Source organism: Bifidobacterium choladohabitans (genome assembly GCF_016102005.1).
In the GTDB taxonomy this organism is placed as follows: Bacteria; Actinomycetota; Actinomycetes; order Actinomycetales; family Bifidobacteriaceae; genus Bombiscardovia; species Bombiscardovia choladohabitans.
Genome location: NZ_JACFPL010000002.1, coordinates 552,656 through 574,693 on the forward strand (window position 1 = coordinate 552,656; position 22,038 = coordinate 574,693).

Consider the following 22,038-nt stretch of genomic DNA (forward strand, 5'->3'; position numbering starts at 1 on the left):
TAACTGTCTTCGTTGATTGTTGCTAGATGATGGTTGTGATGATTGCCGAGTGAATCGCCGGAGGGATCAGCCGCGATTTTGAGCGCGCATATAGTCGCCGATCCGCTCCACGGCGGTATGCAGATCCTCCATGGAGGCGGCATAGGAGATGCGGACGTAGCCTTCTCCCCCAGGCCCGAAGCTTGCTCCGGGGATTACCGCCACCTTGGCCTTTCGAGCCAGGTCGTAGACGAAGCTCCAGCTGTCGCGCATACCCTCGGGCAGCCGGGCGAAGATATAGAAGGCCCCCTTGGGATCGATGACGTCCAGACCCACCTCTGGCAGGGCCTTGACCAGATAGTCCCGCCGCTTGCGGTAGGCCTCGCGCATCGGATCCGTGTCGTTCATGCCCTTGGTCAGAGCCTCCTGGGCCGCATACTGGGCATTGGTGGTCACCGAAGTGATGGTGAACTCGTTGACCTTGCTGATCTGATCAATGACGTCGGCCGGGCCAGCGGCGATGCCGACCCGCCATCCAGTCATGGCATGGGACTTGGAAACCCCGCCAAGAACGACCGTTTGTTCGGGCAGGATGGTGCCCATGGACACATGGGTGCCCTGATAGGTCAGCTCGGCATAGATCTCATCGCTGAGCACGAAGAAGCCGTGCTTGCGCGCCACCTGGGCCAGTGCTTCCAGATCCTCACGGGCGTAGGTCACCCCGGTGGGGTTGGTCGGATAGTTGAGCACCAGGGCCTTGACCGGACCATCGCTGTTTTCGATGGCGGCCTCCAGCTTGTCCGGCTTGAGAATGAAGCCGTCATCGGAGGTGTCGACGAAGACGGTCTTGGCACCGCTCAGCTGGGCAATGGGGATGTAGAGCGGGAAGATGGGCGTGGGCAGGATGACCGTGTCGCCCGGGTTGATCATGGCGGTCAGGCCCGAGAAGATGCCCCCCGTGGCCCCGGCCGTAATCACCATTTGCGTGTCAGGGTCGTAGTCCAGTCCATACTTGGCGTGTAGATAGTCGGCCGCCGCCTTGCGAAGGCTGGGCATGCCGCGGCTTTCGGTGTAATGACTGTGGTTGTCCTGGATGGCCCGGATGCCCGCCTGCTTGACGTGCTCGGGGGTGAAGAAGTCAGGCTCCCCCAGGGTCAGCTTCACGATGCCGTCTATTCCGGCGATCTCCTTGTTGAACTCGAGAATGTCGCTCGGTGCCAGGGCTTTGACCCTGGCATTCATATGATCCGCCAATGTCATTGGCTTGTCCTTTCCCATGCGGTTACTACAACCATTGTCGCTGGTGCCGCCCTACCGACTATGCGGTGACGATGCACGGGAAATGCTGTCGACGACTGCAGGGCCGGTGGGTTCCGATCCATGCAACCGTTCCTACAAGGCACGCGGCGTCACAGATCGAATCCGTGCCACCAATAGGTAAATCGTGTGCCCTGCATGCTGAAACCTCCTGCGGAATCTACAATCAGCATTGTTGATAAGCATACTGCGGAATTTCAACAATCATATGAGCGTGACCATTATTTGACCAGTCTCTTCCATTTTGCGGACGCGACTGGCATGCAAAACACGTGTTTATAGCAGGTGACACAATGCCAGACCAGATTGATCTTGAAATTTCCGGGATCTATCTTGACATTCCCTGGAAGGTTTCCTCGAATCACCCATTCACCCGGCTGGCATATCGCGGCCTGCGAATCTTTATCAGCACATTGAGAGAGCTCCACCCTCATCCACACATAAGCTCTCATCTCATTCCATTCCATCCCATTCCATCCCAACCCACGCATTGATCGGTTGCGTGCTGAGCGCAATCTTTTCGCTATGATCGGCAAGAACGAATCAGGGTGATGAACCATATCTAAGTAGTGTCGTACTGCCAAACTTGATCACGACACCGACCTTGTCTGACTGTCAGGCCTCTGCTTTGGGATCTCTGTCATATACTTTCCTTCAAAGACAGGCAAGAAAAGAAACTCTTGGATGTCGGTCAAAAGGGGTGAGGTAATGACCAATCGAGTAGCGCTGGTCACTGGGGCAACCAGCGGCATCGGGTACGAAACCGCTCGAATGCTCGCCGATCATGGATACCGGGTATATGCGGCAGGACGACGAGTCGAGCGACTGAAGCCACTGGCCGACAAGGGGGTGACGGCCCTGCAGATGGACCTGACCGACTCTGCCTCCATCGAGAAGGCAGTCGGTCGAATTCTGCAGAAGGAGAAGCGGGTCGATCTGCTGGTCAACAACGCCGGCTACGGGTCCTATGGGCCGGTCGAGCAGGTCTCCATTGACGAGGTCCGTCGACAATTCGAGGTCAACCTCTTCGGACTTGCCCGATTGACCCAGCTGGTGCTGCCTGCCATGCGCCGAGCCAGACACGGCCGAATCGTGAACACCTCATCCATGGCAGGCCGAATGGTCACCTATATGGGTGCCTGGTACCATGCCACCAAGTACGCCCTTGAAGCCTTCAGTGACGCATTGCGTATGGAGATGCGGCCCTTTGGCATCGACGTGGTCCTGATCGAGCCGGGGGCCATCGCCACCAATTGGGGCGCGATTGCCGCCAACAATCTCCAAACAGTCACCCGCAAAAGCGCCTATCAAAAGGCAGGCTTCCGTGCTGCTGCCGGACTGCGCAGGCTCTACTCCAGCAGGCATTTGACCCAACCAACAACCATTGCCAAGGCCATCGTTCGTGCCTCGACGGTACGCTATCCCCGCCCACGTTACCTTCTGGGCTTCGGCGCCAAACCTCTGGTTGCCCTTCATGCCCTGCTCCCCACCCGTGCCTGGGACTACCTGATGGTCCATGCCAAGGACCTGTAAATGAAGGTACAGGCTATTTCCAAGCCGAAACGAAAAGGGGAGTTTTATACTCTACTTGCGTAGAGAAAAATCTTTTATTTCTTATAAATCAATATTGATGATCTATAAATAGTTAAATAGAATTAGAATTTTCTCTATGATACACTCTAGTTTTAATGCCAAAGAAACTGTATCCATACAAGTAGCTTGACAGTCATAACCGTAATCTCAATTGTTGCGACTCAAAAGTTCCATATAGTAACCATACGGCATGTAGACCAAAAGTTGATGCCTATCAAACGATTAAGAGTGCCGATATAATATTTCGCAAAATAAGAAGTAACTCCAGTAATTTTCATTAAAAGATAAAAAGAGAGTAACGGACACAATTGCTGTCTGAACGCGAACAAGGCAAGCCCATTACTGACGACCTGCTCCTCAATAGTGCGGTCTATCAGCTTGATTATTCGTTGACCGGCTGAGTTCCGGCTTACTCTTCCGCTCCAAAACAGTATTGGCACCCCCATCAGGAACAGCCAAGCGACCATGTCGACAGAAAGAAACAAGGAAATGAGTGGTTCATCCCTGCAGCAAGCAAGTCACAATCACTCCACCCGGGCATCTATTGGTACCTGGCGGATGGCCTATGAAAGTATGGTCAAGTCCAGTTCCAGTCTTGAAAAAGATGGATGGGCGCGCGATGCTGTGGAAATGCTGATTCAAGAGGTTGAGTCCAACCCGGATTACACCTCCGTCGGTTATGGAGCCTTGCCCAACCAGGAAGGCATGATGGAGGTGGATGCCGCCTTCATGGACGGGAACAGCATGGCCTTGGTCGCAGTGGCCGGCATTCAGCATGTACTCCACCCACCCCATATCCGTGGCCAGACAGCTGAGCTGACGCCATACCAGTAGTTTCTTGGTCGGCACGGGGGCAACTCGCTATGATCAGGTCAGCAGATTCAAAATGCGCAATATGCTGACAGACAGGCCAGAAGACGCTGGAAGCTGCCAAGGCTGCAAGACCGGAGTCTGCCGGCCCCTACCGAGGGCACGATACTGTCGGGGCCATCTCCTTGGATATGCAAGGGGTCGATGGCTGCCGGCACATCGACATCTCGGCTCTTTTTAAGCAGCCAGGCAGAGTATGTGATTCTCCCCTGCCCGGCTCGGGCTTCTATGTAGACAGCGCCATCGGAGGAGCGGCCGCTACCAACGTGAAATTCGCCTTTTGCACAGCCAGAGAAGGCGAGCAGATACAAATACTCAGGACCCACCCGGATGGCGAGGGCAGAACACAAATCGAGCCGGTGACAAAGGAATGGCTGCAGAAATATGAGCGCTCACTAAAGGCGCCCATCAAATGACCATTTTCAATATATTGGGCGCAGGGACGGCAATGTTGCCTGATGAAAGCCATAAGTTTGAATAAACTCATTTTTTAATTTATGCATGCTAAACATGTGATTTTAAAATCAATAGCCTCAGGCAGGCCCGTCCAATCGTCACCGCCGACTGTTGGAGGGGGGGGGGCATGCCGATCGGCTATGCGAGTGTGAGCGCACTTGAGCAGAATGAGGATCTGCAGACCGACACTCTCAAGAAGGCGAGGCGTGAGAGGATCTACGTCGATTATTCCTCAGGGGCCAAACGCCAGCCGTCCGCAGCCCGACCGAGCAGACGGATACCGCCATGCCTGATGAGATGTTGGTCTTCAACATGTTCTCCGGGCTGGTATCGACATTCCAGAGTCCGACCATTTTGCTGCTTTCCGCTTCCTTAGTGAATTTCATGAGCTTGTCGTGCTCATCATCGTCTTACCAGCGTCTCTCGGCAGGCCGATTCTCGGGGTGGTTGCAGACGAAGGACGGCACCCTGACATCGGGGTTGGCTTTGGCCATCTCATACTCCTCATGCGTGTAGCTCCTGTCCTCGCCGGGAGTGAGGGTGCCGTACCTGCCGCCCAGAAGCAGCACGTAGATGTCGGTGTCATTGAGCCTTTCACGGATGTAGTCGAACTGGCTACTGTTGGAGGCCATGAAGTTCTTCATGGAATATAGCCTCCCCGACACAGTTGCGCGAATATCCTTCATATCCTCGAAGGTCGAGCTGACGAACACCGCGTAATGTTTCCGTTCCGCCTGTTTCGCTTGTGTTTTGCTCTGCTGGTGTACTTGCGGATCGTGCCCGTTGTCTAGCGTGCCTGCTTGCGATGTGGCACGAAAGACCTGGAAGATTTGGGTATCCAAGGATCTAGGCGGCAAGGGGAAGTCCGCCTCGGCTTTTCCGCCACGTTGACCCATGATGGCGAAACGGAGGAGGTACCGAGAAGTGGGGAAGCAGTCGGCTCCTCCGCGCATCATCCCGCCCACGTCAGCCAGAACGCGGACGGGAAGAATCATTGCCGATCCGGTGCAGGACCGGAGGATTGAGGATGCAGCCGGCGGCGGGAAGGCAGCCCGTCCGCCGCTGCATCCGGATCATCCCTGGCAGGGGATGACTGCCCAGCCAGGCTGAGAAATAGAGGCAACCAAAGAAGCAGGCGGCCGACAAAGAAGCCCGGATGGGAAGCATCGCAAGGAAGGGGCCGCACCCCTTTGCAGGGGTGCGGCTCGGATACCGTCAGCGGGGCTGCTCGTCCTGCTGGCCTTCAGGCTCCGGCGCCCCGGCCTGGGCCATGACCTGCTCGCTGAACGCGAGGGCCGCCTCATGGTTCTCCGCACGCCGACGACGCATCCAGCCTCCGCCCTGGACGGCCACATAGCCGCCCAGGAGCATCAGCCCGGCAGCCAGGACGGCCAGGGCGATCTGTGAGCCCGTGGCGGGCAGGGCCGGAGGCTCGACCTTGCCGTTCCAGTCGTCGGTGTTGGACTCCACGGTGGTGTCCCCACACAGGGCCACCCCGTCGACCATGACCGCATCCTTGGGCGTCTCCTGGACGGGCTTGGCGTCGGGGTCCTTCGGGTCGAAGGGCTTGTCGTCGCCGGGGACCACGCAGGGGGCCATCGGCCGGCCGGTCACCTTGGCCCGGTCGGTGTGGTGACCGGTGACGCCCTTGAGGGTGCCGTGCACATCCACATACTTGCCGGGCTTGAGCTGGTAGCCGGACCACCCGTCCGGATACTTCCAGTCCACGACCTGGCCGTCGCCGGCCACGGTCCTGTCCTCCAGCTTCAGGTCCCGGCCCAGGAAGACGTCCCCCCGGCCCGTGTCGGGATCGACGCCAGACTCGTTGTAGATGCGCACCGTGATGTCGGTGTCGCCGTCCACCGTCAGGGCCTGCTTGGGGTCGTTGCGGTCGCCCTGGGGTAGGCCGCTCCTGGTGTCGAATTTGACGATCCTCAGCCTGGGGGTCATGTCCGGGGTCCGGGTCCACACCACGTTCGAGGGGTTCACCTTGTCGTTGTAGCGTTCGGTGAAACGGTTCTCGTGATGCTTGGTGACGGCCAGACGCTTGCACTGGATGTAGGCGCGCCAGCCGGCATCACGGTCGCCGGACGCGGACACCAGCGCCAGGTAGGCGGGCGTGGCCTGGATGGTCACCTTGCCCGACCGGTCCTGCTCCAGGGTGAACAGCTCGCCCAGCTTCGGGGAGTCGAACCCGGAGCCGGCGATCCGGTCGCCCTTGCCGGCCAGCACCTTCCCGCCCTGGTACAGGTCGCGGGTGGCGTACACGGCCCACTGGCCCGTGTACTGGTCGAACTTGGGATCCAGCTGGTCCTCGATCAGCCAACGGTCGGCCTGGGCGTATGCCCGGTTGGCCGGCAGGATGCTGCTGTCCAGCTGGTAGAGGAAGAGCCGGTCCTCGTAGATGCTCCTGCCGTTCGTGCTCTCCCCGTTGACCTTGACCACCACATCCTTGCTCGGGTTGATCGGCTTGAGCGGGTTGGACACCTGGTTGGTCTGCTTGCGCAGGTCGTTGATGACCTGCGTGGCCTTGTTCTTCACCACGTAGCCGTCCTTGACCTTGATGACCCTGTAGGGAAGCACCAGGTCATAGGTGCGGCCCAGCAGGCCCTGGTCGATGGCCGGCTCGAGCAGCGGGTTGTGGCTCCTGGCGGCGTAGGCGGCCAGGTCGGCAGGCTGCGGGTCGCCCTTGAGGATCTCCCCGGTCGCCGGCACCCTGGTGTCCACGGTCCGGGCGAACGCGTAGACGACACCGTCCTTGACCTGGATGTTGAACTTCTGGGTGTAGTCCTTGCCGTCCGAACCCTGCACCTCGATACCGGAGGGGTCGATGGACAGGTACTCGTCGTCATAGTCGTCCACCAGGCCCAGCCGCCACACGGCGTACGCCTGGTTGGTCTGCCTGGCGTCCAGGGTGACCCGGTAGTAGCCGGTGTCGCCCAGCAGGAGGGTCTTCCCGTCGATGCTGACGCTCTGGTCCTTCGAACTGACGTCCTTCTTGACCGGGTTGAAGTCCGGCGGGGTGTTGAACACCTCGTTGGACGGGGTCAGGCTGTTGTTCAGGGTCAGCATCCACTGGTTGTTCACCCTGTGCCCGGCAGGGGCCTGAGCATCGACGGTGCCCTCGAACCGCAGCTGGATGCGCGGATTCCCGCCTGCCCTCCACTGGCCGATCAGCGCCTGGTCGGTGAAGACGACCTGCACCAGGTGGTGAGCGTCATCCCACTTCGTGCTGTACCGGCTCTTGGGGATCACCCGGCCCGCGTCCAGGTCCATCAGCTCCAGGGTCTGCTTGTCGACCTTGAGCCACTGGTCGTAGGTGTCCGTGAGGATCACGCGGGACACCCCGTAGGCCAGGTCGGCGGGGAGCTTGGGCTGGGTGAGCAGCTGGTATTCGACCTTCTGGCCGGGGTAGACCAGCTTGCCGTCCACGCTGTCCTGGTCGCCGCCCTGGCTGGCCTCGGACACCACGTCCTTCTTCACCGGCGGCACGTACCCGCAGATCTTCGGCTCGTTGGTGGCCACCTTGTGGGTGTTGACCTGCTCGTAGGCGCTGTTGGTCAGGTCCGCGCCGGAGGCGCCGGGCTCCTTGCAGAAGGTCAGCTCGTCACCGGGCTGCCTGCCGAAGTCCCTGCGCACCTGGGCCGCGCCCTTGCCACGGGCGAAGCTGATCGACCCGGGGACGAGCATCGTCACCTGCAGGGGGTCCGCCATGCCCTTCAGGCCACGCAGGTATGCCGGCTTGGCCTTGGCCACGGCATGCGTGCCTTTCATGGTGATGTCGAACCGGTCGGTCACATCCTGGCCCCGGTTGGCGATGTCGCTGACCGAGGAGGCGCGGTCGGTGCCGGCCTTGGCCTGGTAGACGCGGATCTTCGACACGTCGTCCGCCTTGAAGAGGTAGGACGCCTGTGACCAGTCGTCCCCGATCTCGAGCCGGGCGGGCGCCTCGATCAGGTCGGCCGCCACCGTGGCGTTCACCACCGACGCCACCCTGTCGCCATCGAGGAACTTCGCATTGTCGGCGCCGGTCGTGTCCGTGCGGGACGGGTCGATGACCGCCGCCCACTTGCCCGTCGACGGGTCCTGCCTGATCCAGGACTTGTCGGGCTGGGGGCGCCACGTCGGGAACTCCTTGGCCCCCGTGTCCACGGCCGGCCGCTTGTTCCAACCCACCGTCGCATGGTCGCTGACCTTGCTGAAATCAGGCTTCGACACCCGCACGTCGAAGGACAGCTCGTACTGGTGCTCCAGCGGCATCTCCCCCTTGTCGGGGGTCCGGTCGGCCGTCAGCAGGCCCGTGGCCTGGTCCCAGACGACTTTGAACTCCCCGGCCACGTCACGGCCGTCGGTCAGATCCCGCAGCCTGATGTTCTCAACCGAGTACGGGACACCATGCGGGTCGATCTGCTCGCGGAAATGCAGCTCATAGCCGCCACGGCCCGTGCCGGTCGTGATCGTCGTGCGGTTGACCATCCGGTCGGCCGAAGTGCCCTTCTGGATCTTCTTCACCGGGGCCGGCGGGGGAACCGAGGAGACGCTGAACACCTCACGCGGATCACGGTCCGGGGTGTCCACCGCACCATCCATGCGACCCTGCTGCGGCACCTGCACATCGAACCAGTACCGGCCCTCCTGCCAATGGGCCAGGCCGAAATCGGCCGGGGTGAACCCGACCCGCGCATCGCCCTGGTTGGGCAGAGCGGCGTTCTTCACCGCCTGCTTCGCGCCCACATACCCGTCAGGCTGGCCATCGTAATGCATGACCACCGTCGCATTCACATTCTCCCGGATCGGGGAACCCGAAGCATCCGCATGGATCACGTCCTGGACCTCATCGGTGCCGCCGACCACCATGGCCGTCGGCGACTGCTGATCCGTGGACACCTGGAGACGATAATTCGCAGGCTTCGGCTCATACTGGTTGAGCATGATCACCACAACCGAAGTATGCGTGGCATCGCCCGCATACTCGTCGGCTAACCTATCAACCGTGGTGCCAGGCTGATCAGAAAAAGGAGTATTAGTCATATAGCTAGCCCCGTGGTTGCTGAATGTCTTGCCCACCACGGTGTCTGCCCAATGGTTCATCCAGATGTCATGGCTGGCGCGGTCCAGGCCCTGATACACCTTGCCCGGGGTGGTGACCATGCCCACGCCCACCGTGCGGCACTGGCCATAGCCCGCCTGGTCGGGATTCGCCTCATTGAAACGCGCCAGGCAGTTCATGTTGGCCTCATTCAGGGCCTTGTCTATGGACCCCCACGCCTGCTCGTCGCGGATAGTCACGCCCATCTCCGCCATCGCAGCCATGACCGCAGCCCGGTCGGCGCCGCCGAACCCGCCGTCCTCATTGTCCCGGTAGGCCCAGGATTGCGCAAACTTGCCCGAATGCGAGTTGCTGGTGTTGTCGCCGCCCGATCCGGCGCCGCCGGCGGCGACAGCCGGCTGGACGCCGATCAGCAGCGTGGCCCCGGCAGTGGCTATGGCCACCGCCTTGCCCGCCCATCCGGAGCGCAGGCGCAAAAGCCGACACGCCCAGCGTCCGATCTTTCCTGGAGTCATCATTTATGTTTCCCTTCCACTATCATGAAGGGGACGGCCGATATGGTCGCCCACAAACAACGCCAGCGGGATAGGAGACCTTCCAAGAAACCGGTCCCGCTGGCAAATTCTCAATCAATCAGCCAATACCACAAGAACCATCCGGATTACAACCATGCATTGAAGTATCCGGACGATTTAGTCTGTCGCGCCAATTAGATCCACCGCCTTGTGGGGCTGATGGGGCTGCCGGCGCCTGCGAGGATCCGCCGCCTCCGCCGCCTCGATTGCCGGAAGGCCGGTAGGTGGGTCGGCGGGTTTGCGTGGAACCTCTCCTCCCACTGTTGGAGGAGGCCTGACGGCGCTGGGTGGTGCCCTGCCGTTGCGCCGGCTGCTGCTGTGCGGCCTGGGTCTGCGCCTGGGCTGCGGCCTGCTGGTCGGCCTGGCTCTTGGCCTGCATGGAGGCGTTCACCCGGTCGATGGCCGCCTGCAGGGCGCCTACCGCATTACGGTAGGCCTTCGCCTTGTCGCCCTCGGCCTGGCCGGCCTGGTCGATGGCCTGCTGCAGGCCGTCACGGGTCGCATTGTCGGCCACCTTCCCGTCCGAATCAGCCAGCAGCCTCGACGCCTCGCCCTTCTTCCCGTCCAGGGCGGTCCTGGCATCATCCAGGGCCTTCGCATCCCTGGACGCGAGCACAGCCTTGGCAGCCCTGGCCACAGCCGCATATTTGCCGTCGATTTTTCCGGCCTGGCCGGCCGCCGCGTTCAGATCCCCAGTGGACATGGAGGCCTTGCACTGGATTGTCTGCTGCCTGATCCCCTCGGCGTCCTTCACGCTGCGCGCCATGGCCACCACAGTGCTTGTGTCCTTGACCTGATCGGACTTTATGCCAGCCGCCTCGCGGTACTGCGTCAACCGGTCCGAACGGGTCTTGTCCTGCAGGGACTTGACCGCCTGGCTGCAGGAGTCCAACGCCGCATCATGCCGGCGGGATTCCACCACGCGCCAGCCCACAAGACCAGCCACGACCACCACCACCACGACCACGGCGACAACCACCGGCACCAGCCACTTCGGTCGTGGCTTGCCCGGCGGATCTCCCCCGTCCTCCGGCACGATCGCCGGCGGCGCTTGGTCTTCCCCCTCGGCTTGATCGGACACACTATGCAGGTCCATAGTCCCCTCATCTTCATGATCCGCCATGAATATCCCTCTTCTCATCTACGCGGATTACTGGTGTATTCTTCCATCGTAACCGCGCGCGCAGCGTTAAAGTAAATTCCTGTACTTAAACCAGTCATCCTTACTTCAGAACCCTGACGGCGTAAACCGCAGATAAATTTTGGCTGACAAGTCTCAGGTTCGCCAAGGGGCTGGATATGCATCCCCCCAATCAGGCCGGGGGTCTTCTTTTCCCCGCCGTCCTTCCCGCGAACGAGGGATCGACGCACGTACTTGGCCAACGTGCCGCGCCCGCAGCCCAAACTGCCAGCGCACCAACAATACGGTTTGCCCCCGCAGGACATCCTCGGTCACCAACACCAACGACTGTCACCTGCACTGCACCCCCTCTCCTCATGTAGGCGTAAAACATGTCGGCTCATCTTCGCATCCACAAAAATCCCATGGATCCCCACGCCATAGCCGGCTGCAATCCAGACTCCGACCGCAGCCGTTACGCCTTCTTCAATACAGAATACACCAAAATTCTCATATTCAATAAATACGATGACATATAATGCTGTAATTCTGGTATTCCAGAGGATAAACAGAGAATTTCCCCAACTTGTTGAAGAAGGGCCTGAGACGTGATCTCCATTGTCCGAAAAAGGCTTGCCTGTGCCGTAAACTGGCTTCTGATGAAATCTAGCAGATGGCATCAAGCCGATAAGGAGTCGGTCATTTTGATCAAGAGCTGGCTCAACGAAAAGGGTTCCGACACCTCGATCACTGACCTGGCGGAACTCTTAGGCTTTTCTGCCGCAAAAATGTACAGCATCATGCACCTGACCGGCGTGCCGCTGACCATTGCGGAATTCGCCATCGTATGCAAGCACTTCGGCAAGGATCCAACCGAGCAGTGCATGAACATCTTCGACAAATGCGGGTACGACCTGAATCCGGAGCATGCAACCCTGCTGAAGGAGGCCTCCGGCGGCCGGCGCCTCGGCCAGCGCATACAGGAAGCCCTAACCGCCTACCTGCGGGAAACCGATCATCAACAGGAAGAGACCCACTCTCCCGCGACGGAACGGATAGGAAGGCATAGCCGGAAGAAATGACACTTTTCCGCAGGCCGCGCACACCGCGGCGGCGGGACATGACGTTTCTGGCGTATATTTGCAGGCAGGTAAGAATTACCACCGTCCGACAATCCTTGGACGGGGTCCAGACTCGAAAAGCTTCACGTCGCAAAAGTACCCAAAACCCGAGCGTCAAAGCTTTACAACACAGCGGCACAGACTTCGGCAATCGACGACAAACGGATGCGACCTGTTGTAAAAGCAATACCAAGGGGCAGTATACATCGCAACGGAGAACGACGCGACTGACCAGCCGACCAGTGAACAATGGCAGCAGCTCAATGCACAGAACCGGGGTCTACATCATGCGCAATCCCACCGGAAGCGATTACAAAGCGTTCAGATGCCAGCTCGATGCCGTCAGCGCCATGCAGATCCAAGTCATCGGGGACTCGAGCACTAAGGACCAGTTTGCGCGCCGCACAGACTCACTGACCATCTCGCAGGAAAGCTACATCTCCTGGAGAAGGGACGAATGCGGGAACAGTCCGTCGCGAACCAACACCCGAGCACCTGCAAAGACAAATCGTCAACGAGAACAACGAAAGATCGTCATGTGAAGGAAGCACAAGCGTCTCCCAGGCGGCGGGAGCCGTTCATCGCGGCCCAAGGGGCTTCCCCCGTCCGCGTCACCAAATGTTGCGCCCCCTTGAAGCCATCAAATGTTTAATTTTTAATGTAAAACATAAATATTTTACCTCAATGATTCCGGGCCCGCGAAAGAGCAGAACACCGAACCTTTAGGCAGGGTAAACATTCTAGCTGCATATGATATATGAAAAGGTTTAATTTAAACATTACATAGTAAGCATGCTAACCTTAAACAGGCGTGCTGTCCGAAGGACTCGGAAGGAGCGATGATTGCAAACGTCATAGCCTGGGCCAACACCAAGGGGGGCGTCGGCAAGACCACCAGCATCCCCCGCAGAACTCGCGCTTACGGATTTGATACCACTCCGGCGCTCTCGCCAATCCCGTCGATTTTCTCCTTCGTTACCGCCTCTTCAGCTGAGTGCGTTCAGATCGGCGTCGGGGCTTTGACGACGACTCTCACAGCTGAATGATAGAAGTGGTCAACACTTCAGCGGCCAGAAAATAAGCACCAGGAACTTTGAGAGGAAAAGCCATGAGCTTGACGAATGACAACAATCCGAGGGTTGAAGTCACAATGATATTTGCTGACTGCGAAGACCCGATGGCTACTGCAGTGGAATGGGCTCAAAGCATCGCTACATCTAGGGGAATAGATCCCAGCAAGGATCAAGTTGTGTTCATCCGTGAACTCAGGCGTGCGGAGCCGAGTCTAAGTCTGAAATCAGCCGTGTATCTTGCCCAGATGACAGCGCGAGCTTACCGAACTGAAGGCAACACAGATGGTACAGGCATCAAGAGTCTGCCTGACACCAACTGCAATATTCCGTGAGCCCTTCCAGTCCCAATCAAACGAACTGGACATATAGGTATGCCTCAAAGTCATCCAATTGACTACATATCGAGCCCGTCGTGATTGGGACCGTTTTGTTTCGGTATGTCTTCTCCCTCAATAAGATAATGCTTCTCGCTTTCTCAGCTATTTTATGGAGATGAGCCATCTGTCCCCCCGTCCGGGTGTAACACCAGTGCGGCCATACTCCAGTCTTGATGATGCTAAGAGCCCTTCCCGGAACGCCTGCGTGGATAGCTGAAGATCTCGATCATACTTATTTGGCTTGGACCGCTTCTCTAACCTTGCCCATCACATTAATCAGAGCCGATGAAGCGCTCTCTAATTGCGTTATAGAAGACTTCCAGTCATCGCGTACTTTTCCTGCGGTATTTATCTCATCAGCAATTATATTGACTTTTTCTGCGGATACTGCACGGCTAAGCCATTTGGCATACATGTCAACCACAGGAGATTGATATGCGGTCAAAGAAAACACAAGCTACTGGCCCTAGTACCAAGAAGCGCGTCAGCGGCACTGATGTTGGTGTTGCTAAAACAGCTAGCGCCCCAGAACTCACTACAACTGCACAGAAGCCAATAATTGAACACTCTCAAACTAGAGAACATGTCCCCCAATGTAATGTTGAAAATAATTGGTATTTGACTGCCTAATACGGCAGTATTTAAGCTGATTTATGCTCTGAGCATTTGCAATTCTGGCAAGGATTGACACTAAAAATGTAGGCAGTCGCCAACTTTACGTGTAATTAAAGTGCGTCGAATAAATCCAAGAAGAGACGCGGAGCGGTTTCGGCCTTCACCCATAGATATCTGGATTGGCAATATCATCCTTAGTGGCGTTGAGGGGCGATATTTACACTGATCTTTCTCGTTGTAACCTTATTTTGCAAAACTACGCATGCTAGTTCAACAATGCCCGTGAATACCCAGCTGGTATTCGTATTACTGATCGGTTCCTTGGAACCCTGGATATTTTCATTCAATCAAAAAACAGAACACAGAAAGTCCTTTAGGGCCAGCAGTGTCATTGAGATTCGTAATTATTACACTGGTTATCACTCCCTCCTATCACAATCTTCATGCTCGGATGGGGGCCATCTTCATGGCTTTTAATTCTTGTGTTCATTACGGGTAGCTTAGCCAGCGAATTACTATTCCCAGCACCGGCAGCTTCAAAAAAGAAGGAACGATGATTATGAGAATAACTACCATTTATTATTCTTGACTGTTTAGTCAAATAATGCTATCTTGGCGAGCATGGGTCGAAAGAGAAGTTTCGATGATGATGCAGTACTTGCACGTGCCCGCGAGGTTTTCCTGGAACATGGCTATGAGGGTACGTCAATTGATGCTCTCGTCAAAGCCACAGGTCTGCTCCGGGGCAGTCTCTACGGTGCCTTCGGCAGCAAGCGTGGGATGTTCCTGGCTGCGCTTCGCGATGCAACGGATTCGGAGTGGCACGATTCAGGAGTGCTCAATCTGGTATTGGTGGCACTCATGGAGCTGTCGGATCATGATCTAGAGGTTCGCAGACTGGTCAGGGATTACCTTGTAAAGCTGTCCAACTCGGGATCTGACGATACCAATGCTGTGACCGTTGATGTCGCCACGCTCCTTGGCGAGACGCTGCTGCAGCGTGCACATATTCGGTTTCAGTCTGATAATGAAAGAAGCAAGTCATGAACAACAGGGTGGCAATTGTCGGGCGGACGCTGGAAGTTGAACCGCAGGGCTTGGATAAGATGTGGTCGTTCAAAGGGAAACTGGTGGTGCCGCTCGAGCATGTTCTGGGTGCGAGCGAGGATCCGGGCATTCTTGATGATACCAAGGGGCTGCGTGCGCCCGGCCTTCATGTCCCCGGTAAATGGGCTGGCACATACATTGAGCATGGGGAAAAGACATTCTGGAATGTCACCAGACCTGAAATTCCCATTGTCATCCAACTCAAGGACGAGCACTATGACCGGCTGGTGCTCGGGGTGGAGCAACCCCGCGAGCTGGTCAATAGGATCAATGCGGCCATTCCTAAGCAATAAACAATGAACTGAATGAAGTGCAGGACCTGAGCTCCTTTATCGACTATCGACATTTAATATCCCGAGAGCCAGATAACTGGGCCGACAAGTCATATGCGACAATACCGTCTTCGACGTATCGCCGTATGGCTTGTCGGCCCGGATGCTCACTCCCACTCGATGGTTGCCGGAGGCTTCGAGGTGCAGTCCAGGACCACGCGGTTGATGCCCGGGCACTCGTTGGTAATGCGTGTGGAAATGGTGGCCAGCACGTCGTAGGGCAGACGCGTCCAGTCAGCAGTCATGGCGTCCTCGGAGGAGACCGGACGCAGCACAATCGGCGAGCCATAGGTACGCTCGTCGCCTTGCACACCTACTGAATGCACATTGGCCAGCAGCACGACCGGGCACTGCCAGATCTGTCGATCCAGCCCAGCCTTGGACAGCTCTTCACGGGCAATCGCATCGGCCTCACGCAAGGTCTCTAAACGGTCCTGAGTGATCTCCCCGATGATGCGGATGCCCAGACCGGGGCCCGGGAAAGGCTGACGCCAGACGATCTGGTCAGGCAGGCCCAGTTCGGTACCGATGGCCCGGACCTCATCCTTGAAGAGGGTGCGCAGGGGCTCGATCAGCTTGAACTTGACGTCCTTGGGCAGACCACCCACGTTGTGGTGGGACTTGATATTGGCCGCTCCATCTCCGCCGCCAGACTCGACCACGTCAGGGTAGAGTGTGCCCTGCACCAGGAACTTGACCTCCTTGCCCGTCTTGCCGGCCTCCTCTATCACCTGCCGCTGGGCTTTTTCAAAGGTGCGGATGAACTTCTCCCCGATAATTTTGCGCTTGCGCTCAGGCTCGGAAACGCCCTTGAGGGCGGTCAGGAAGTCCTGCGAGGCATCCACGGCGATCAGCTTGATGCCAGTGGCGGCCACAAAATCATGCTTGACCTGCTCGGCCTCCCCCTTGCGCAAGAGCCCATGATCCACGAAGACGCAGGTCAGCTGGTCGCCGACGGCCCTGTGAACCAAGGCGGCCGCCACAGCTGAATCGACGCCGCCCGACAGGCCGCAGATGACCTGGTCGTCACCCACCGTGCCACGGATCTTCTCCACCTGCTGCTCGATGATGCCCGAGGCGTTCCAGTCCGACGGCAGTCCGGCACACTGGTGCAGGAAGCGTTCAATCAGGTCCTGCCCCAGAGGGGTGTTGGTCACCTCGGGATGCCACTGGACCCCGTACAGCCCCCGGGAAGGATCCTGCATGGCCGCCACCGGAGCACCCTCGGTATGCGCCAAAACCTCAAAGCCTTCGGGCGCACGGTTGACGGCGACGCCATGGCTCATCCATACATCCTGCCGCGCCGGCGAATCCTGCAGTATTCCCTTGGCGCTGTCGATGAAGGCCTCGGTCTTGCCGTACTCCCCCAGTGCCGCCTTGTCCACCTCGCCGCCCAACTCATGGGCCATGACCTGGAAGCCGTAGCAGATGCCCAGCACAGGCACACCCGACTCGAAAATCCTCTTGTCGATGGTAGGCGCCCCGTCCACGTAGACGGAGGCCGGGCCGCCTGAAAGGATGACCGCCTTGGGATCCTTGGCCAGCATCTGATCCAGACTCATCGAATGAGGCACCAGCTCGGAGTAGACCCCCGCCTCCCTGACTCGACGAGCGATTAGCTGGGCGTACTGCGCACCGAAATCGACCACCAGGACGGGACCCTGTGCCATAAAACTCCTTATATATATGCTGTATCTGCCGTGGATGCCCGAGAGCGACGAATCAACGCACGCGGACAAGTCCAGTATGGTTCCAGTTTTCGACAATGCTACCGTGATTGAGCCCTCACCGGCACCCCCGGCGGAAATTCCTGTCTGCAAGCAGACAATTCCCTCGCATTTTCTCACAAGAGCGAACACACACTGCAAGAAAACGTTCAGAAAAGTCTGCTCGTTCACGTACCATGTAGGCATTGGGTACGAACCCGACGGATGCCTGAAATGACACCGTACGAGCCCGTAACCGAAGTAAATAAACAATCGCACTATAGTGCAGGAGTACACATGACGAATCCTGTTATCGGCACCCCTTGGGCGAAGCTGGAGACCCCAATCGCCGAGGAGACCCTCGAGGCCGTCGACAAGTATTGGCGGGCGGCCAACTATCTTTCCATCGGACAGATTTATCTTCGCAGCAACCCCCTGATGAAGGAGCCCTTCACTCGGGAGGATGTCAAGCATCGTCTGGTCGGCCACTGGGGCACCACCCCCGGCCTGAACTTCCTGCTGGGCCATATCAACCGTCTGATCGCCGACCATCAGCAGAACACCGTTATCATCATGGGCCCCGGCCACGGCGGACCCGCCGGCACCTCGCAGTCCTACCTGGACGGCACTTACAGCGAGTACTACCCCAAGATCACCAACGATGAGGCTGGCCTGCAGAAGTTCTTCCGCCAGTTCTCCTACCCGGGCGGTATCCCCTCCCACTTCGCCCCTGAGACCCCCGGATCCATTCACGAGGGCGGCGAGCTGGGCTATGCTCTCTCCCACGCCTACGGCGCCATCATGAACAACCCCAGCCTCTTCGTGCCCTGCATCGTGGGTGACGGTGAGGCCGAGACCGGCCCTCTGGCCACCGGCTGGCAGTCCAACAAGCTGGTCAACCCCCGCACCGACGGCATCGTCCTGCCCATCCTGCACCTGAACGGCTACAAGATCGCCAACCCGACCATCCTCTCGCGCATCTCCGACGAGGAGCTGCATGAGTACTTCCATGGCATGGGTTATGAGCCCTTCGAGTTCGTTGCAGGGTTCGACGACGAGGACCACCTGTCCATCCACCGTCGCTTCGCCGACATGCTGGAGACCGTCTTCGACAAGATCTGCGACATCAAGGCCCGGGCCGAAACCGACGACATGACCCGGCCCTTCTACCCCATGATCATCTTCCGCACACCCAAGGGATGGACCTGCCCCAAGTTCATCGACGGCAAGAAGACCGAGGGATCCTGGCGCGCCCACCAGGTGCCGCTGACCTCCGCCCGCGACACCGAGGCCCACTTCCAGATCCTCAAGAACTGGCTGGCCTCCTACAAGCCCGAGGAGCTCTTCGACGAGAAGGGCACCCTGCGCCCCGAGGTCACCAGCTTCATGCCCAAGGGCGACCTGCGCATCGGCGAGAACCCCAACGCCAACGGCGGGCGGCTGCTCAAGCCGCTGGAGCTGCCCGACATCCACGACTACGAGATTGACATCAAGAAGCACGGCCACGGCTGGGGCGCCACCGAGGCCACCCGCGTCCTGGGCTACTACACCCGCGACGTGCTGGCCAAGAACCCCACCGACTTCCGCATCTTCGGACCTGACGAGACGGCCTCCAACCGTCTGGCCGCCGCCTATGAGGTGACCAACAAGCAGTGGGATGCCGACTACCTGTCGGAGCTGACCGACGAGCATATGGCCCACACCGGCCAGGTCATCGAGCAGCTCTCCGAGCACCAGATGGAAGGCTTCCTGGAAGGTTACCTGCTGACCGGACGCCACGGCATCTGGAGCTCCTATGAGTCCTTCGTGCACGTCATCGACTCCATGATCAACCAGCACGCCAAGTGGCTGGAGGCCACCGTCCGCGAAATCCCGTGGCGCAAGCCCATCGCCGGACTGAACCTCCTGGTCACCTCGCACGTCTGGCGTCAGGACCACAACGGATTCTCCCACCAGGATCCCGGCTTCGTCGACATCCTGCTGAACAAGAACTTCAACAACGATCACGTGGTCAACATCTACTTCCCCGCCGACGCCAACATGCTGCTGAACGTGGGCGAGCGTTGCTACAAGTCGACCAACTGCATCAACGCCATCTTCGCCGGCAAGCAGCCCGCCGCCACCTACCAGAGCGTGGACGAGGCCGCCGCCGAGCTGGAGAAGGGGGCCGCCCGCTGGGATTGGGCCTCCAACGCCAAGAATGCCGAGGATGCTGATGTCGTCATCGCCACCGCAGGCGACATCCCCACCCAGGAGGCCCTGGCCGCCGACGACATGCTGCAGAAGCTGGGCGTGAAGGTCCAGTTCGTCAACGTGGTCGACCTGTTGAAGATCCAAGACACCGAGGAGAACGATCAGGCCCTGTCCGACGAGGAGTTCACCGAGCTCTTCAGCAAGGACAAGCCGGTCCTGTTCGCCTTCCACGCCTACCCCGGCTCCATCTACCGCCTGATTCACGGACGTCCCAACCACGACAACTTCTCCGTGCACGGATACGAGGAGCAGGGCTCCACCACCACGCCGTTCGACATGGTGCGCGTCAACGACATGGATCGCTGGTGCCTGGCCGCCTCCGCCCTGAAGCTGGTGGACGCCGGCAAGTACGCCGACCAGATCGACAAGTGGACCAAGTTCCGCGACGAGGCCTTCCAGTTCGCCGTGGACAAGGGCTACGACCACCCCGATTACACCGATTGGGTCTGGCCCGATGCCAACCGCGCCGGCCAGGAGACCATCTCCGCCACCGCCGCGACCGCCGGAGACAACGAGTGATACGCTGATCCGACCCTTGAACCGCCCGTCATGCGCAGCCCGCATGGCGGGCGGTTTCTGTATACTGGACAAGGTTGTGCACAAAGCAGTCATCAAGGCAACCACGTCCGGACAGGAGAAGACACAGTGAGTCTTGCAAGCATCACCATCATCAGCCCAGAAGCCGCCAACGGTCGCAATGTCGTGGCCTACGGCCTGACCAAGGCCTTGAGCGCCAAGGCCAAAACGGCGGTATTCAGACCAATCGCCTGCAGGAAGCACCCGTTGACCCCGGAACTGGTTGCAGCCAGCTCATTCCCTGACACGGACCCTGAAATCTGCCGTGGCAAATGTCCTGGGCACGCCACTGAGGACCCCATGCAGACCCGGGCCGATGTCCTCAATGCCTATGACGGGCTGATGGAAGCCACTCACCCCGAGCGTGTCCTGATCGTGGGCAGCGATGCCTCGAAACTCTTCGACCCCGGCCTGTTCGCTCTGAATGCCCAGATTGCCGCCGACCTGAGGTCCCCGGTCATGCTGGCCGTCTGCACCATCGGCAGGGAACCCGGCCAGGTCATGAAGACCGTGGCCGCCTGCCGCAGAACCATCGAGGCCCAAGGAGCCGTGCTTGCCGGAGTCTTCATCACCGGATGCCAGCCAGAGCAGAAGGCGCCTCTTACCCAGGCCTTCCAGGAGTACGACCTGCCGACCTGGACCGTCTCCAAGATGGATTTCGACACGGCTCCGTCCGCCGATCAGGCCCGCCAGGCCACCAGCCAGACATTCCAGCAGGAGGTGGATGTCGACCAGGTGCTGAAAGCCGCCGAAGCCGCCAGGCCCAAGGCCACCACGCCTATAGCCTTCCAGAATGATCTGCTAGCCAAAGCCAGGGCCGACAAGAAGACCATTGTCCTGCCCGAAGGCGGAGAGGACCGCATCATCAAGGCGGCCGACTACCTGCTGGCACGCAACATTGTCGACCTGATCATTGTGGGCGACAAGGATTCCATTCTGGCGCGCGGCAAGGAGCTTGGCCTCAACAACCTGGACAAGGCCTCCTTCCAGCCCATGGATGACGAGCAGGTACTGGCCCCCATGGTCGATCGCCTCTGCCAGCTGCGTGCCAAGAAGGGCATGACCCCGGAGCAGGCGCGCAAGCAGTTGGCCGATCCCTCCTACTTCGGCACCATGCTGGTGGTGCTGGGCAAGGCCGACGGCCTGGTGTCCGGCTCCATCAATTCCACCGCCAATACGGTCCGCCCAGCCCTGCAGGTAATCAAGACCAAGCCGGGCGCCTCGCTGGTATCCGGAGCCTTCCTCATGTGCTTCCCCGACCATGTGGCGGTCTTCGCGGACTGCGCCATCAATCCCAACCCATCGTCTGAGCAGCTGGCCGACATCGCCATCCAGTCGGCTCAAACGGCCCGCTCCTTCGGCGTGGATCCGCGCGTGGGCATGCTCTCCTACTCCACCCTGGGATCAGGCAAGGGCCCGGATGTCGACCTGGTCGAAGAGGCCACCCGCCTGGCCAAGGAGAAAGCGCCGGACCTGCCCATCGTAGGCCCCATCCAGTTCGACGCGGCCTGGTCCCCCACTGTGGCAGCCACCAAGGCCAAGGGCGATCCGGTCGCCGGGAAGGTCAACGTCTTCGTCTTCCCCAGCCTGAGCGCCGGCAACATCGGCTACAAGGCCGTACAGCGCACCTCGGGCGCCCTGGCCATCGGACCGGTCCTGCAGGGTCTGAACAAGCCCGTCAACGACCTCTCCCGCGGCGCCCTGGTGGCCGACATCATCAACACCGTGGCCCTGACCGCCGTCGAGGCCCAGGACTGATCAGCGTCCCTGAAACGTCCCTATAAACCTCAGGGGCTGTTGCTGGTTCATATCTCCAAAATGGATCCAGCAGCAGCCCCAAAACCATGTCAGCCCGGTAATATACCGCGCCTTGTAAGGGCCGACGAGTAATCTTGAAGACTGATTGAGGAGCGCAGGC

The 22,038-nt window shown here is 59.1% G+C and carries 16 protein-coding genes; 11 read left to right on the forward strand and 5 right to left on the reverse strand.

Annotation, left to right across the window (positions count from 1 at the left end):
* Positions 1 to 66 precede the first annotated feature (66 nt).
* Positions 67 to 1,239 (reverse strand): aminotransferase class I/II-fold pyridoxal phosphate-dependent enzyme, encoded by a 1,173-nt coding sequence (locus tag H3S97_RS05855; protein WP_198219939.1) that lies wholly within the window; start codon positions 1,237 to 1,239, stop codon positions 67 to 69.
* 765 nt (positions 1,240 to 2,004) lie between these two features.
* On the opposite strand from H3S97_RS05855, the gene H3S97_RS05860 reads away from it, so the two are divergent.
* From H3S97_RS05860 to H3S97_RS08605, 3 genes are all read left to right on the forward strand, one after another.
* Complete coding sequence (locus H3S97_RS05860; RefSeq protein WP_198219940.1) at positions 2,005 to 2,829, forward strand: oxidoreductase; 825 nt, start codon at positions 2,005 to 2,007, stop codon at positions 2,827 to 2,829.
* Between the two features lie 525 nt (positions 2,830 to 3,354).
* Positions 3,355 to 3,723 carry an isoaspartyl peptidase/L-asparaginase gene (locus H3S97_RS05865; protein WP_232356295.1) on the forward strand — a complete coding sequence of 123 codons (369 nt, stop codon included), beginning with the start codon at positions 3,355 to 3,357 and terminating at the stop codon, positions 3,721 to 3,723.
* 86 nt (positions 3,724 to 3,809) lie between these two features.
* Positions 3,810 to 4,175, forward strand: a complete 366-nt coding sequence (locus tag H3S97_RS08605) for an isoaspartyl peptidase/L-asparaginase (RefSeq protein WP_198220002.1) — start codon at positions 3,810 to 3,812, stop codon at positions 4,173 to 4,175.
* Positions 4,176 to 4,625: 450 nt separating this feature from the next.
* Here H3S97_RS08605 and H3S97_RS08480 read toward each other — a convergent pair whose 3' ends face one another.
* On the reverse strand, positions 4,626 to 5,210 hold the full coding sequence (locus H3S97_RS08480; RefSeq protein WP_332468268.1) for a DUF4062 domain-containing protein: 585 nt from the start codon (positions 5,208 to 5,210) through the stop codon (positions 4,626 to 4,628).
* Here H3S97_RS08480 and H3S97_RS05880 point away from each other — a divergent pair.
* Entirely contained in the window at positions 5,140 to 5,325 is a 186-nt protein-coding gene (locus tag H3S97_RS05880; protein WP_198219943.1) for a hypothetical protein, read from the forward strand. The two genes, H3S97_RS08480 and H3S97_RS05880, sit on opposite strands and share 71 nt — an antisense overlap.
* Before the next feature lie 105 nt (positions 5,326 to 5,430).
* Here H3S97_RS05880 and H3S97_RS05885 read toward each other — a convergent pair whose 3' ends face one another.
* Together H3S97_RS05885 and H3S97_RS05890 are read right to left on the reverse strand one after the other, a co-directional pair.
* Complete coding sequence (locus H3S97_RS05885; protein WP_232356296.1) at positions 5,431 to 9,780, reverse strand: LPXTG cell wall anchor domain-containing protein; 4,350 nt, start codon at positions 9,778 to 9,780, stop codon at positions 5,431 to 5,433.
* A gap of 118 nt (positions 9,781 to 9,898) precedes the next feature.
* Positions 9,899 to 10,963: a hypothetical protein gene (locus H3S97_RS05890; protein ID WP_198219945.1), complete on the reverse strand. Its 1,065-nt coding sequence runs from the start codon at positions 10,961 to 10,963 to the stop codon at positions 9,899 to 9,901.
* A 701-nt stretch (positions 10,964 to 11,664) separates the two neighbouring features.
* On the opposite strand from H3S97_RS05890, the gene H3S97_RS05895 reads away from it, so the two are divergent.
* The 5 genes from H3S97_RS05895 (at position 11,665) to H3S97_RS05915 (ending at position 15,546) form a co-directional block, all read left to right on the forward strand.
* Positions 11,665 to 12,042, forward strand: a complete 378-nt coding sequence (locus H3S97_RS05895) for a hypothetical protein (RefSeq protein ID WP_198219946.1) — start codon at positions 11,665 to 11,667, stop codon at positions 12,040 to 12,042.
* An 878-nt stretch (positions 12,043 to 12,920) separates the two neighbouring features.
* A complete protein-coding gene (locus H3S97_RS05900; protein ID WP_198219947.1) occupies positions 12,921 to 13,127 on the forward strand; it encodes a ParA family protein in 207 nt (68 codons plus the stop codon).
* A 62-nt stretch (positions 13,128 to 13,189) separates the two neighbouring features.
* Positions 13,190 to 13,486, forward strand: a complete 297-nt coding sequence (locus H3S97_RS05905; RefSeq protein ID WP_198219948.1) for a hypothetical protein — start codon at positions 13,190 to 13,192, stop codon at positions 13,484 to 13,486.
* Between the two features lie 1,281 nt (positions 13,487 to 14,767).
* Positions 14,768 to 15,193, forward strand: a complete 426-nt coding sequence (locus tag H3S97_RS05910; protein ID WP_232356297.1) for a TetR/AcrR family transcriptional regulator — start codon at positions 14,768 to 14,770, stop codon at positions 15,191 to 15,193.
* Positions 15,190 to 15,546 (forward strand): PH domain-containing protein, encoded by a 357-nt coding sequence (locus H3S97_RS05915; RefSeq protein WP_198219950.1) that lies wholly within the window; start codon positions 15,190 to 15,192, stop codon positions 15,544 to 15,546. Before H3S97_RS05910 ends, H3S97_RS05915 begins: the two co-directional genes overlap by 4 nt.
* 146 nt (positions 15,547 to 15,692) lie before the next feature.
* On the opposite strand, the gene guaA is transcribed toward H3S97_RS05915, so the two are convergent.
* Complete coding sequence (gene guaA / locus H3S97_RS05920) at positions 15,693 to 17,255, reverse strand: glutamine-hydrolyzing GMP synthase (RefSeq protein WP_198219951.1); 1,563 nt, start codon at positions 17,253 to 17,255, stop codon at positions 15,693 to 15,695.
* A gap of 333 nt (positions 17,256 to 17,588) precedes the next feature.
* Between guaA and H3S97_RS05925 the strand changes: the two genes are divergently transcribed.
* Positions 17,589 to 20,063 carry a phosphoketolase gene (locus tag H3S97_RS05925; protein WP_198187157.1) on the forward strand — a complete coding sequence of 825 codons (2,475 nt, stop codon included), beginning with the start codon at positions 17,589 to 17,591 and terminating at the stop codon, positions 20,061 to 20,063.
* 126 nt (positions 20,064 to 20,189) lie between these two features.
* Positions 20,190 to 21,878: a phosphate acetyltransferase gene (pta, locus tag H3S97_RS05930; RefSeq protein ID WP_332468269.1), complete on the forward strand. Its 1,689-nt coding sequence runs from the start codon at positions 20,190 to 20,192 to the stop codon at positions 21,876 to 21,878.
* Positions 21,879 to 22,038: the final 160 nt, after the last annotated feature.